Here is a 13,550-nt window from a genome sequence, read left to right as displayed (position 1 = left end):
CCTGTTTTGCCGTTAGCTAACGGCTTCTTCTGCACTCTGCTCTATCGCCTCAGCCTTGATGTACCATGTTTGCGCTTCGGTCACTTTCGCCATAATGAACTGTCCGATCCATTCCTTTGGACCTTCAAGGTGAACCAATTTATTCGTGCGGGTACGTCCGGATAGGACATTCGCATTGTTTTTGCTTTCGCCTTCTACCAGCACTTCAACGATCTGGCCGCGCAGCTGCTCGTTCTTTTCTCTTGCATTAGCAGACAATAAGGCATTCAGACGCTGAAGCCGCGCTTTCTTCACCTCTAACGGTACGTTATCCTCCATCCCAGCCGCAGGCGTTCCTTCACGCGGCGAATAGAGGAAGGTATAAGCGGAATCAAAGCCCACTTCCTTCACAAGCGTCATCGTATCCTCGAACTGCTCCTCAGTTTCACCAGGGAAGCCAACGATAATGTCAGAGGTTAGCATGACATCAGGGATCGCTTTTTTAATTTTTTCGACAAGCTCCAAATACATTTCGCGGGAATACTTGCGGCTCATTCGCTTCAATATTTCAGTGCTGCCTGATTGGACAGGCAAATGAATATGCTCAACCAAATTGCCGCGCGTCGCCAATACCTCTATGAGATGATCGTCGAAATCACGCGGATGGCTCGTCATGAATCGAATACGCGGAATATCGATTTTGGACATATCATGCATCAAATCGCCGAACCGGTAGCTGATATCCTCAAAATCCTTGCCGTATGCATTCACGTTCTGACCGAGCAGTGTGATCTCCTTAAAGCCTTGACGGGCAAGGTCCCGCACTTCGGCAATAACGTCCTCTGGACGGCGGCTGCGCTCCTTGCCCCGCGTATACGGCACGATGCAGTAGGTACAGAACTTATCGCAGCCATACATGATGTTGACCCAAGCCCGCATTCCTTCACGCTTCTTCGGCATGTTCTCAATGATGTCGCCTTCCTTGGACCATACCTCGACAACGAGCTCTTTGCTGAAATAAGCATTTTGCAGCAAATACGGAAGTCTATGAATATTATGCGTTCCAAAAATCATATCGACAAACGCGTGCTTTTGCAAAATTCGTCCGACAACCGACTCCTCTTGCGACATGCAGCCGCATACTCCGAGCAGCAAATCAGGCTTTTCCGTCTTCAATGTCTTCAGATGGCCCAGCTCACCGAATACTTTATCCTCGGCATTCTCGCGAATGGCGCATGTATTGAGCAATATAACGTCCGCGAGCTTCCGGTCCTCCGTCGCCGTATATCCCATTTCCTCGAACATGCCTTTCATAACCTCGGTGTCATGCTCGTTCATTTGGCAGCCATACGTTTGAATCAAATAATGCTTGCCTGCGCCGATCGTGCGCAGCTCCTCTGGAATCGAGAAATCGTAATGCACCTCGATGTCCTCTTTACCGCGTTTTTTCTCATCCTTGTGACTTGGCGTCGAATTTATGTTGACGATCCTTCCTTTAATGCGGTAGGTCGTTGAGTTCTCATCCTGATCAATCACTTTCGCGTCGCTAAAATCAAAATATTTCGAGTAATCCTTTGTTTCGACGGGCTTTTTGTCCGTAGCGATACGGTTGCTTTCCTTCATCAATGCCTATTCACTCCCTTATCGGTACAAATAGTTTCTACTTTATATAGCCCAATTCAGTATTATACCATTTAACGAAATAGAGGGTCAATAAATGTCCTGCAAAAACGATCCTGTATCTCCTCGCACGAATATCCCATTACATGCCGTAGCTGTCTATACGTGTGCGGAGACTGTACGGAAATAAACGAATGCGCGGCATAGCCGGGATCAATGTTTTGTACTAGCTTCAGCTCTGAAGCCTCCCGAAATAAGCTGCTAAGAACATGGTGTAAATAACGATAAGGCGGCGATTGAAAAAAATCGGTCTTGTGATCCTCTATTTTGTTATACGATTGCATGACGCCAAGCCACTTCGATTCTTTATCGATGAATGCAATAATCCGGCGCATGACGCCGCTCAATCGCTCTTGAACCGGTAATTGCGCACTCGTTGCTAAGTATTGATCGATCTCCTTGATGAATATATCAAAATTTTCCTTCATCATATCCATGCACAAATCGCCTTTATTTGCATAACGCCGGTAAAGGGTGCCTTGTCCAATGCCAACCGATTTGGCGATTTGGTGCATGCTGACCGATTCTACCCCATGCTCCGTAAACAAGTGGTTTGCTGTGTGCAAAATCGCTTTGCTGAGTTCTTGTTTCGTTCTGCTGCTGTCTGGTGCAGTCATCGTTCATTTCTCCTTTTTCCGTAATCGCAAATGAAAGGATTGACAATTGCTCAAAACGTCTTTATTATTCAGTAGTGCGGACAATTGTCCGCTCATTGATGCGGTCATCTTTTTATTGTAGCCTGACATACAAGGCAGGTCAACAATAGGAAGGATAGACCCCTATACAAGGATAGGAGGAAGTGACATGTCTTCAGCTTCAAAGCATGCGGCACCAACAGGCGATCCAATGTCGATTAAAAACATCCTCGCACCGCTTGTCGCCATTATTGTCGGTATGTTCATGGTCATTTTGGATGGTACGGCGATGAATGTCGCTATGCCGGGCTTAATGGAGGATTTCAGCAGCTCGATGACCCTCGTTCAATGGACGATCACCGGCTACGCGTTAGCTCAAGCAGCCGTCATTCCGCTTGCGGGATGGATGTCGGACAGATTCGGAGCGAAGCAAATCTTTTTGTTCTCCATCATTATGTTCACAATCGGTTCGGGCCTTTGCGCCTTGGCCTCAACTGCGGAGCAGCTTATTGTATTCCGGGTTATCCAAGGTCTTGGCGGCGGTATGGTTGCCCCAATCGCTATGGCATTCACGTTCAGACTCAGCCCTCCCGGCAAGCAAGGCGCTGTAATGGGCATGATCGGGATTCCCATGCTGCTCGCCCCTGCCCTCGGCCCTGTTGTAGCCGGCTGGTTAATTGAGTATGTAACGTGGCACTGGATTTTCATCATTAACCTGCCAATTGGTGTTATAGCGGTTATAGTCGGACTCCGCACTTTACCTAACATTGAACGCAAGCGCGTTCCGGCACTCGATTTTCTCGGCATGCTGTTCGCGCCGCTCGCATTCGCTATGCTCGCTTTCGGCGTAAGCTCTGCTGGCGGCGAAGGAGGCGCAGGCAGCGGCTGGACATCGACAGAAACGTTGACAGGTCTGATTGTCGGCGGCATTGCGCTTATCATTTTCATCTTCGTAGAATTAAACCGCAAGGAGCCGCTTCTGGAGCTGCGCATATTTAAATCAAGCAATTTCACAAGAGGCGTTGTCCTGCAATGGATCGTGCAAATTGCACTGTTCGGTACGTTGTTCCTTATTCCGGTATTCCTCCAGATTGCGAAAGGCTACTCCCCTTTCACGACAGGCTTGATCCTGCTTCCACAAGCACTTTCAGCGGGTATTTTCATGCCAATCGGCGGCAAGCTGTTAGACCGTTTTGGCGCACGTCCAACCGTTATTGCGGGACTCTCGATTGTTACAATCGCAGGCTTCTTGCTCAGCCAGATTTCTTCTGACACCAGCTTAATGACGCTCATGATTCCAATTGCTATGCTGGGTGCCGGGATGGGCTTATCGATGATGCCGCTCAACACTCATATTATGCAGGCTGCTCCCAGGGAGCTCGTAAGCAGGGTAACATCGCTTACAGCTGCTGCACAGCAGGTCATGACTTCATTTGCAATCGCCGGCTTGTCGACTATTTTGGCAAGCAGAATAGATCACTACGGCGCAACAAGTCCTGGACCGAACGTTGTTTATTCCGCTTACGGAGATACGTTCTTCATCTTAGCCTCGATCTCGATCTTCGGCGCTATCGTTGCCCTCCTTCTTCGCAGACCGAAACAGGAGTTAAGCACTAACCCGGACGAGAAACCAGAAGTATCGATGATGATGGGTCATTAATATTACTTAGGTTGTCAAAAACGAAAACTGTAATCCAAAAAAGGCTGCTTCTCAGACGTCCTCGACGACCCTGGAAGCAGCCTATTTTAATGCAGCCTAATCAACAATTTCCGCCGTGTCCCCATTTTTCACACCTGCCGCATTCGCCTCATCCGTATCGATGTGCATATCAAGCGCATACTGCTCCGATACGCGTGCGATTACATTTTCAAACACGACACCGCGCTCACCGCTGAAACGTACTCGCAGCGATTGCTTATCGCCAATTCCAAACCGCTCAGCATCGCTCGTATGGAAATGAATATGACGCGCTGCAACAATGACGCCCTCTTCAATCTTAATCTCGCCAGCAGGTCCTTGGAGCGTTATGCCAGCCGAACCCGCAATGTCTCCGGACTCGCGTACCGGAGGATTTACGCCAAGCGCGAAAGCATCGGTTCTCGATACCTCAAGCTGTGTCCGCTTGCGGGTTGGTCCAAGTATTCTCACCTTTGCGAACGTACCCTTCGGTCCTACAACAGCTACTGTTTCATTGGCTGCATATTGTCCCGGCTGCGATAAAGGTTTCATTTCCGTTAACGTATATCCTTTGCCAAACAGAAGCTCAACGTGCTCATCTGATAAGTGAATATGTCTTGCGGATACACCTATAGGTACTTCTTTATGTATCATGCTGTCACTCTCCTGCTACGAATTGATAGTTACGCTTAAAGCGTTGAAAAAAAGCATACGGCCAATTGGCCGCATGCTTATCATACCACTTATTTAAATTCAGCAACAAGCTTGTCGAATTGGTCCGGCGTTATCATAATGTCTTGCTTCGCCAAACCCTCTTGCTTGAAGCCGGTAACCAGATCCTCATAAGATTTACGTGTTGTATTCTGATAAATAAGACCAGTAAGCATACCGTTCGTTTCCATGATCTTGTTCATCGCCAGCACGCGGTTAGTTGGATCGTAATCAGGGAATTGCTCCAGGTTAACGATGTTTTCTTTAAACCAATCGTACGTATTGATTTTGTTGAACGTTACGCATGGGCTGAATACGTTGATGAGCGAGAAGCCTTCATGCTTAATCCCTTGCTCGATCAAGCTGGTAAGCTGCTTCAAATCGCTTGAGAATGATTGAGCAACGAATGTCGCGCCTGCGGACAAAGCGATTTCGAGCGGCGAAAGCGTCGACTCGATCGAGCCTTCAGGCGTCGATTTCGTTTTGAAGCCTTCCGCGCTTCGCGGAGAAGTCTGACCTTTCGTCAAGCCGTAAATTTGGTTGTCCATAACGATATAAGTCACGTTCAGGTTACGGCGAATGGCGTGAACCGTGTGGCCCATTCCGATCGCGAAGCCGTCTCCGTCACCGCCGGAAGCAATTACAGTCATTTCCCTGTTAGCTAGCTTTACGCCTTGTGCAATTGGAAGCACACGACCGTGAATACCGTGGAATCCGTAAGCATTAATATAACCGGAAATCCGGCCGGAGCATCCGATACCCGAAATAACAGCTAAGTTTTCAGGCTCAAGCCCAACATTTGCTGCAGCGCGTTGAATAGCCGCTTGTATGGAGAAGTCTCCGCAGCCGGGACACCAGTTAGGCTTTACATTATTTCTAAACTCTTTGAACGTTGCCATCTAAACTCAACTCCTTACAAGCTTTGTGAACGTCGGAAGGCAGGAACGGATTGCCGTCGTACTTGAGCAAGCTTTCGATTTTCTCTGCAAAGCCGGCATGCATCTTGATTTGGGATGCGAGCTGAGCGGTTGCGTTATTTTCGATGACGATCACTTGTTTCGCTTTTTGCAAGTAAGGCAGCAGCAATTTTGTTGGGAATGGGTGAATTTGGCGAATCGTAATATGATTCGTTGATATGCCTCCCAGTGAAAGCAGGGTTCTAGCTTCATCTATCGTACCGCCAGTAGAGCCCATGCCGATAATCAGCAAGTCTGGCGTCTCGTGCGGAGCGTCAACACGGATCGCATCGCGGATGTACATATCATTCAGCTTGTTTAGACGCTTATCCATCATGTTTTGACGGTTTACCGCATTTTCGGATGGCCGTCCAACTTCATCATGCTCAACGCCTGTTACGTGATGCAGTCCGCCCTTCTCACCAGGCAATACGCGCGGAGAAACGCCGTCTTCCGTCAATTCGTATCGTTTAAATAAATCGTGGCCTTCAAGAGCAGGTACATTTTGGACCAGCTTGCCACGTTTAATTTCAATTTTGTTGTAATCAAGCGGCTCGCATGATTGCTTACCAAGCGACAGCTGCAAGTCAGTCATCAAAATGACCGGAACCTGGTATTGCTCAGCCAGGTTAAACGACTCGATTGTATCGTAGAAGCAGTCTTCAATCGATGCAGGCGCGATGACGATTTTCGGAATTTCACCATGTGTTCCGTAAACCATAGCGTTCAAGTCAGATTGCTCTTGCTTCGTCGGAAGACCGGTCGAAGGGCCTCCACGCTGCGTATTTACAATAACGAGCGGTGTTTCCGTCATTCCTGCTAGTCCGATTGCCTCCATCATAAGAGACAGTCCAGGACCAGCGGATGCTGTCATCGTACGCACACCGGCATAATTCGCGCCAATGGCCATCGTTACAGCAGCAATCTCGTCTTCCGTTTGTACGACGGTACCGCCGAATTTTGGAAGCTTTTTGATTAAGTATTCCATAATCTCCGAAGCCGGAGTAATCGGATAAGCAGCCATCAAACGGCAGCCGGCAGCTATAGATCCGAGACCAATGGCTTCATTGCCGATCATGAACAGCTTTTGTTTACCGTCAGCCGCATCAAGCTTGAACTCATCCAGCGGTCCGCCCGCTTGCTCGAGAACGAATTCAGCTCCGCGCTTAACCGCTTCAATATTTTTCTCTACGATAGCTGCGCCTTTACGTCCGAACTCTTCTTCAACCGCTTTGTTAAATACTTCAAGCGGCAATCCGAGAAGCGCCCATGATGCTCCGGAAGCAACCATGTTCTTCATCAAAGATGTACCAAGCTCTTCCGCCATAGCGGTAATAGGCACAGAGAACAATCTTGCATCTATGCCTTCAGGTATTGTTGGATTGAATTTCGCATCCGCAACGACAACGCCGCCGACGCGTAATTCCTTCGCATTCAAATCGATACTCTCTTGGTCAAATGCAACAAGAATGTCTAAATCATCAGAAATCGCGCGAATCGGCTTCGTGCTTATGCGGATTTTATTGTTTGTGTGTCCGCCCTTGATCCTCGAAGAAAAGTGCCGATATCCATATAAATAATAGCCCAAGCGGTTAAGCGCCGTGGAAAAGATCCGGTCGGTACTCTCGACGCCTTCCCCTTGTTGTCCCCCGATCTTCCAAGACAATTGACTGATCAAAATGCCCATCTCCTCTTTTTCTAGAACGTGCAAAAAATTCGACATCATCAAACAATTATATAATATAAGTTATAATAGTCACAACAATTTTAAGGTGCAAATCCAGAAAAATCAAGATGTAAACGCTTAATAAAAACATAGTTTGTTTCGATTGATTCCATATCGGAAATAGATTGAACTTATTTTACCCATTTGGAAGAAAATTACTCAGGAATCGAAGCGCATTTCCGGACATAAATTGTTCCGTTTGACGCCCGGAATATCGTTTTAGCAATGCCTCTTGCAGAGCTGATAGCTCACCCGGATGTGATAAGCCCATTACATATCGGTCAATGCCGTCAAAATCAGAGCCTAACATAATATGAGACTCTCCTCCGAGCTCGCACATATGCTCGATATGACGGAGGACGTCATCTACTTGTACAACTTCTGCCTTTGAGACGAAATACGGCACGAACGTGATGCCAATCAATCCTTGCTTCTCAATTAGCCGTTTGATTTGCTCATTAGTTAAGTTGCGAGGATGGTCGCAAATAACTTTAGCGTTAGAGTGGGAAGCGATAACCGGTTTTGTTGAAAGCTCAGCAACCTCCCAAAACGCTTTCTCGGACAAATGTGATACATCTAACAGTATACCCAATTTATTGCATTCTTCTACAAACTGGCGGCCCTTAGTTGTTAATCCCCCGCCTCGCGTTTCCATCACACCGTCAGCAGCCCAATTTGCATGATTCCACGTCAGTCCCGCTGCTCGTACACCTAATTGATGTAAGATGCGAAGCATCGGCATTTGCCCCTGCAATCCATCAACGCCTTCGAGTGACAATAATGCTCCAATCTTCCCATCCTTTATGCATGCATCCAACTCTTTGGACGTTCTCACCCATACCATATCATCACAAGATAATACTAATTGGTGAAATCGATCTACACTCTCCAAAATAGGTTCTAATCGACCGTTCATCGATTGGGGGATGAAGATGGCGAATGTTTGCAGAATCGTTCCAGCAGCCTTCAGACGCTCGTATGTAACATCTAATATGCCAGGCTTGCTGCCTTGAAACGTTAGCTCATCATCAAGCAGCAGCTTATAGAGCACATCGCAATGAAAATCTACCACTTTCATAGTTGCACCTCTCCATTCGTGAAATTCACAGCAAAAAACCTGTCTACGACGTAAACAGGCAAACAATTACGTTATTCAGCCAGCTGTTTCATCATCGTACCTTTTGCTTGCTACCGAGGCTCAACAATCAATTTGATTGCCGTACGATCCTCCCCGTCAATGACAATGTCAGTAAAAGCTGGAATGCAAATTAGATCCACCCCGCTGGGAGCGACAAATCCGCGAGCAATCGCAACGGCCTTGATTGCTTGGTTTAACGCACCAGCCCCAATGGCTTGCAGTTCAGCGCCGCCTCGTTCACGAAGAACACCGGCGAGCGCACCTGCAACGGAATTTGGATTGGACTTTGCTGAAACTTTTAATACATCCATAAAAAGAACCTCCCCTTGGACTGTTGGATGGATTCCACTTTTAAATAGTATTCGAGAGAGGTCAAAAAATTCCTGCTTTTATTCCCTTCAATTCGCAAACTGTTCTGAATTGTCGGAACTTTTCAAAGATTCAAAGCATTACATCATGAGCCATTCATCTTCCGTTAATCGAATTTTCTCGATTTTACGGGCTTGCCCGCTTGTATCATCTAGCTGAACGGATATGGCATGCAAATGCCATTTTCCTTCATCCACAACAAAACGTACGGGAAGCTGCGTGATGAATTTATGCAGAACAGCATTGCGTTCCATGCCGAGTACGCCTTCCTTAGGCCCGACCATACCAACATCCGTTATGTAAGCCGTTCCTCCAGGCAATATCGTATCATCATTCGTCTGCACATGCGTATGTGTGCCAACAACAATCGAAGCTCTTCCATCCAGATGCCAGCCCATTGCAATCTTCTCCGATGTCGCTTCCGCATGAAAATCAACAAGTATGTTTTTCGTATGTTCATTTGCTTCTTCGATTAACTCATCCGCTTTGCGGAACGGACAATCAATTGGCGGCAGAAAGGTACGCCCTTGCAGGTTAATAATTGCTAGCTGCTTGCCATTTGCTTTGATGAAGGCCATCCCTTCTCCGGGTGCCCCTTCTGCATAATTCGCTGGACGGACAAGACGCGGCTCCTGGTCAATCCATTCAAATATATCTTTATTATCCCACGTATGGTTGCCCATCGTTATCCCATGGATGCCCCATTCGAAAAATTCCTTCGCAATCGTTGCCGTAATCCCCCTGCCTGCAGCAGCGTTCTCACCGTTAACAATAATAATATGAGGATTATATTTGCTCTTCAGTGCGGGCAAAACCCGCTTAAGCGCACTTCTTCCTACATTGCCTACGATATCACCAATAAATAAAACGTTCACGTAAATACACTTCCTTTTTGCACGCTTTCATACAGAAAAGTGGCTGACAAGCAGCCACTTTTCTGAAATGAATATGATTTTTGTTGCTTACTTCGCATATTCGACTGCTCGTGTTTCACGAATAACCGTAACCTTGATATGTCCCGGATAATCGAGTTCACTCTCGATTTTTTTCGTAATATCGCGAGCGAGACGGAATGCTTCCGTATCATCGATTTTGTCCGGCTGCACCATTACGCGTACTTCACGACCGGCTTGGATCGCATACGATTTCTCAACACCGTCAAACGATTCCGAAATATCCTCGAGCTTCTCGAGACGCTTAATGTAAGTCTCAAGCGTTTCTCGACGAGCACCTGGGCGCGCCGCCGATAAAGCATCAGCCGCTCCTACGAGCATTGCAATTACTGATGTTGCTTCCGTATCACCATGATGGGATGCAATACTGTTAATAACGACAGGATGCTCTTTGTACTTCTTCGCAAGCTCTACGCCAATTTCTACGTGTGAGCCTTCAACTTCATGGTCTAGCGCTTTACCAATGTCATGCAGCAATCCTGCGCGTTTTGCCAGCGTAATATCTTCGCCAAGCTCTGCGGCCATCAAGCCAGTCAAGTAAGCAACCTCCATGGAGTGCTTCAATACGTTCTGACCATAGCTTGTCCGATATTTCAATCGTCCTAAAATCTTGATTAAATCCGGATGCAAGCCATGAACTCCAACCTCGAAAGTAGCCTGCTCACCGTATTCACGGATACGCTCATCGACTTCCTTACGGGATTTCTCAACCATTTCTTCAATGCGGGCAGGATGGATACGACCGTCAGCCACAAGCTTTTCCAAAGATGTGCGGGCAATTTCGCGTCTTATCGGGTCGAACCCAGACAAAATGACCGCTTCCGGTGTATCGTCGATGATTAGATCGATACCGGTCAATGTTTCCAAAGCACGGATATTACGGCCTTCACGCCCGATAATGCGGCCTTTCATTTCTTCATTAGGCAGCGTTACGACGGAAACCGTCGTCTCAGCCACATGATCTGCCGCACACCGCTGAATAGCTAGCGAAATAATGTCGCGTGCTTTCTTATCGGCTTCTTCTTTCGCTTGCTGCTCGATCTCTTTTATCATTTGAGCTGTTTCATGTCGTACTTCTTGCTCAACATTGGATAATATAATCGATTTCGCATCTTCCGTCGTCAAGCTTGAGATGCGTTCCAACTCGCTAAGCTGCTGCTTGTAAATGGAATCGATCTGCTCTTGCGTTTCTTCGATCCGTTTTTCTTTGTTGGCTACAGACTCTTCTTTGCGTTCCAGCGCTTCTAACTTTTTATCCAACGACTCCTCTTTTTGGAGCAAACGTCTTTCCTGACGTTGAGCCTCGTTGCGTCGCTCACGAATGTCTCTCTCGGCTTCGGAACGAAGTTTGTGGACTTCATCTTTTGCCTCTAGCACAGTTTCTTTCTTCTGAGCCTCAGCTTCTTTCTTCGCATTTTCAACGATTTGGACAGCGGCTTGCTCAGCACTCGAAATTTTAGCCTCGGCAATCGACTTTCGAATAAAATAACCAATCCCAAAGAAAATTGCGCCAACAAAGAGACAGATCAAGATCCAAATGACCTCATTTAGCATCTTGTTCACCTCCTTGCTGCATACCAAGGCACTGCTTGGGATGATATTAGGTTTTCAACCGGCTTCAATACCGTTTCAACATGTACTAATTTGACGAAAATAATCGTTTCGAATCAACTTTTGGAAGGAAAATTGATTCAAAATAGAAGGAATACAACCTCATTTTATCTTTTCATAAAATCAATTGTCAAGCAAAAGCCCATCATCCTCTTCGAACGCATCTACTTCTTCGTTCGTATCGATAGACTTTATCGCTTCCTTCACGATGTCGCCAGGAAACCCTCTGCGCAATAAATATCCCATCAGCTTGCGCTTTCGTTCAAATGTTTCGCCTTTTAAAGAGCGCCATTTTTTCGCCGCAGCAGATTTCGCTGCTATTAATTCAGTCTCACTATCGAGTGCATTCGTCGCTTCCGAAGCGGTTTCTTTCGACACGCCCCGCTGCTGCAGCTCTTGTTTTATCCAAAGGCGGCCTTTTAAGCTGTTTCTCAGCCGGCCAGCTGCGAATTGGTGAGCATATTCTTCATCATCAACAATATGCTCCCTTTCTAAACGGTCAAGCGCATATTGAATATTTGTTTCCTCGAATAGTTTACGCATCAAATATTGTTCAATTTGCTTTCGCGTTCTAGGTTTAGCGCCCAAATAGGCGATGGCGAGCACATAGGCCCGGTACTGCTCGTCTTCCGTCCGAATTTCTTCTCTCTGATCGGCTGTTAACAGCTGGCCTTTCATCAAGCGGAAGCGAATCAGTATATCTTCATGCACCGAAAGCAGCGGTTCTTCCGAATCTGCGAAAAGATGATATAGCTTACGTTCCTTCTTATCTTGCCGAACCGATAAAATCATCCATTCTTCCCTATTGTTCGAATCGATCTTGTCCACCCCGTATATCCTTTCTAAACACAGCTTCGCCGCCCCAAATGGGACGGCGAAGCATCGTCATTTATGAAAACCGGTTATGCTTAGTCCAGATCCTCGAACTCTTCCTCGTCTTCATCTGCGGCTGCGTTGAAATTAGCCTGAGTGGCCGCGGCGGATAAATTGCTTGCTTCGCGAATCTGCTTCTCTATAACTGCGGCAATATCCTTATGATCCTTCAAAAACTGCTTCGCATTTTCACGTCCCTGACCTAACCGCTCGCCATTATACGAGAACCATGCACCACTCTTTTGAACGATATCCATCTCTACCCCGATATCGACAAGAGTGCCTTCTCTAGAAATGCCTTCACCGTACATAATATCAATCTCCGCTTGCTTAAACGGAGGAGCGACCTTATTCTTAACGACTTTAATGCGGGTACGGTTACCGACCATATCGTTGCCTTGCTTCAACGTCTCAATCCGGCGTACATCAAGCCGTACGCTGGAGTAAAACTTTAATGCGCGTCCGCCTGGCGTTGTTTCCGGGTTACCGAACATAACCCCTACCTTCTCACGCAATTGGTTGATGAAGATCGCAATTGTCTTCGATTTCGAAATGGCCCCAGACAGCTTCCGAAGCGCCTGTGACATCAAACGCGCTTGTAGACCTACGTGTGAATCTCCCATGTCGCCTTCGATTTCCGCCTTCGGAACAAGAGCCGCAACGGAGTCAATTACGATAATATCGACAGCGCCGCTTCGTACGAGCGCTTCGGCAATTTCCAATGCTTGCTCTCCCGTATCAGGCTGTGAAAGCAGCAGCTCATCAATATTAACGCCGAGCTTGCTTGCATAAAGCGGATCGAGCGCATGCTCCGCATCGATGAACGCAGCTTGTCCACCAATGCGTTGAACTTCAGCGATTGCATGTAGAGCAACTGTCGTTTTACCGGACGATTCCGGTCCGTATACTTCGATAACTCGTCCACGCGGCAAGCCGCCAATTCCTAATGCGATATCTAGAGCAAGTGAACCGCTAGGCACGGTTTCTACCTGCATGTGTGTGGATTCACCCAATTTCATGATGGAGCCTTTACCAAATTGCTTCTCAATTTGACGTAAAGCCATTTCTAACGCAGCGCGACGATCTGACAACTAACCCACATCCTTCACTATTTATAATGTTATGATACCTTTTTTCCGACGGGTTGCCAAGCATTTTTTTCGAACATACATTCGTCTTTTTCACTTCGCCCCCTTAAATGGACATAAAAAAACCGCAGCAAAGTAATCTTCGCCACGGTT

The 13,550-nt window shown here is 47.1% G+C and carries 12 protein-coding genes; 1 reads left to right on the top strand and 11 read right to left on the bottom strand.

The features are described from left to right. Positions 1-12: 12 nt before the first annotated feature. Positions 13-1,602, bottom strand: a complete 1,590-nt coding sequence (gene miaB, locus DFP97_RS05875) for a tRNA (N6-isopentenyl adenosine(37)-C2)-methylthiotransferase MiaB (protein WP_114379051.1) — start codon at positions 1,600-1,602, stop codon at positions 13-15. Positions 1,603-1,673: 71 nt separating this feature from the next. Continuing rightward, positions 1,674-2,276: a TetR/AcrR family transcriptional regulator gene (locus tag DFP97_RS05870; protein WP_114379050.1), complete on the bottom strand. Its 603-nt coding sequence runs from the start codon at positions 2,274-2,276 to the stop codon at positions 1,674-1,676. A 187-nt stretch (positions 2,277-2,463) separates the two neighbouring features. Here DFP97_RS05870 and DFP97_RS05865 point away from each other — a divergent pair, with 187 nt between their 5' ends. Further along, on the top strand, positions 2,464-3,954 hold the full coding sequence (locus DFP97_RS05865; protein ID WP_114379049.1) for an MDR family MFS transporter: 1,491 nt from the start codon (positions 2,464-2,466) through the stop codon (positions 3,952-3,954). 96 nt (positions 3,955-4,050) lie between these two features. Here the strand turns inward: DFP97_RS05865 and pduL are convergent, their stop codons facing one another. The 9 genes from pduL to recA all read right to left on the bottom strand — a co-directional run bounded on the left by pduL (position 4,051) and on the right by recA (position 13,400). Further along, positions 4,051-4,623 (bottom strand): phosphate propanoyltransferase, encoded by a 573-nt coding sequence (gene pduL, locus DFP97_RS05860; protein WP_114379253.1) that lies wholly within the window; start codon positions 4,621-4,623, stop codon positions 4,051-4,053. Between the two features lie 92 nt (positions 4,624-4,715). Further along, positions 4,716-5,582, bottom strand: coding sequence for a 2-oxoacid:ferredoxin oxidoreductase subunit beta (locus tag DFP97_RS05855; RefSeq protein ID WP_114379048.1), 867 nt, complete (start codon positions 5,580-5,582; stop codon positions 4,716-4,718). Beyond that, positions 5,560-7,317 carry a 2-oxoacid:acceptor oxidoreductase subunit alpha gene (locus DFP97_RS05850; RefSeq protein WP_114379047.1) on the bottom strand — a complete coding sequence of 586 codons (1,758 nt, stop codon included), beginning with the start codon at positions 7,315-7,317 and terminating at the stop codon, positions 5,560-5,562. The genes DFP97_RS05855 and DFP97_RS05850 overlap by 23 nt, the downstream gene beginning before the upstream one ends. A 184-nt stretch (positions 7,318-7,501) precedes the next feature. Beyond that, positions 7,502-8,443, bottom strand: coding sequence for a dipeptidase (locus DFP97_RS05845; protein WP_114379046.1), 942 nt, complete (start codon positions 8,441-8,443; stop codon positions 7,502-7,504). A gap of 110 nt (positions 8,444-8,553) precedes the next feature. Then, the gene (locus DFP97_RS05840) at positions 8,554-8,814 is read right to left on the bottom strand and encodes a stage V sporulation protein S (protein ID WP_006036664.1); all 261 of its coding nucleotides are present in this window, start codon (positions 8,812-8,814) and stop codon (positions 8,554-8,556) included. A 138-nt stretch (positions 8,815-8,952) separates the two neighbouring features. After that, positions 8,953-9,747 (bottom strand): TIGR00282 family metallophosphoesterase, encoded by a 795-nt coding sequence (locus DFP97_RS05835; RefSeq protein ID WP_114379045.1) that lies wholly within the window; start codon positions 9,745-9,747, stop codon positions 8,953-8,955. An 87-nt stretch (positions 9,748-9,834) separates the two neighbouring features. After that, the gene (rny, locus tag DFP97_RS05830; protein WP_114379044.1) at positions 9,835-11,379 is read right to left on the bottom strand and encodes a ribonuclease Y; all 1,545 of its coding nucleotides are present in this window, start codon (positions 11,377-11,379) and stop codon (positions 9,835-9,837) included. Positions 11,380-11,559: 180 nt separating this feature from the next. After that, positions 11,560-12,264 carry a regulatory protein RecX gene (locus tag DFP97_RS05825; RefSeq protein WP_245975928.1) on the bottom strand — a complete coding sequence of 235 codons (705 nt, stop codon included), beginning with the start codon at positions 12,262-12,264 and terminating at the stop codon, positions 11,560-11,562. 80 nt (positions 12,265-12,344) lie between these two features. Beyond that, positions 12,345-13,400 (bottom strand): recombinase RecA, encoded by a 1,056-nt coding sequence (gene recA, locus DFP97_RS05820; protein WP_114379043.1) that lies wholly within the window; start codon positions 13,398-13,400, stop codon positions 12,345-12,347. Between the last annotated feature and the right edge of the window lie 150 nt (positions 13,401-13,550).

This window comes from Paenibacillus prosopidis, from assembly GCF_003337375.1.
Lineage (GTDB): Bacteria > Bacillota > Bacilli > Paenibacillales > Paenibacillaceae > Pristimantibacillus > Pristimantibacillus prosopidis.
Note: the sequence above shows the minus strand (reverse complement) of the source record. Positions and strands in the feature narration are given on the sequence as shown.

What these genes read in the sequence shown, in the direction of transcription:
- miaB (WP_114379051.1), bottom strand. Translation starts at nt 1,602, where the DNA reads ATGAAGGAAAGCAACCGTATCGCTACGGACAAAAAGCCCGTCGAAACA.
- DFP97_RS05870 (WP_114379050.1), bottom strand. Translation starts at nt 2,276, where the DNA reads ATGACTGCACCAGACAGCAGCAGAACGAAACAAGAACTCAGCAAAGCG.
- DFP97_RS05865 (WP_114379049.1), top strand. Translation starts at nt 2,464, where the DNA reads ATGTCTTCAGCTTCAAAGCATGCGGCACCAACAGGCGATCCAATGTCG.
- DFP97_RS05855 (WP_114379048.1), bottom strand. Translation starts at nt 5,582, where the DNA reads ATGGCAACGTTCAAAGAGTTTAGAAATAATGTAAAGCCTAACTGGTGT.
- DFP97_RS05845 (WP_114379046.1), bottom strand. Translation starts at nt 8,443, where the DNA reads ATGAAAGTGGTAGATTTTCATTGCGATGTGCTCTATAAGCTGCTGCTT.
- DFP97_RS05840 (WP_006036664.1), bottom strand. Translation starts at nt 8,814, where the DNA reads ATGGATGTATTAAAAGTTTCAGCAAAGTCCAATCCAAATTCCGTTGCA.
- rny (WP_114379044.1), bottom strand. Translation starts at nt 11,379, where the DNA reads ATGCTAAATGAGGTCATTTGGATCTTGATCTGTCTCTTTGTTGGCGCA.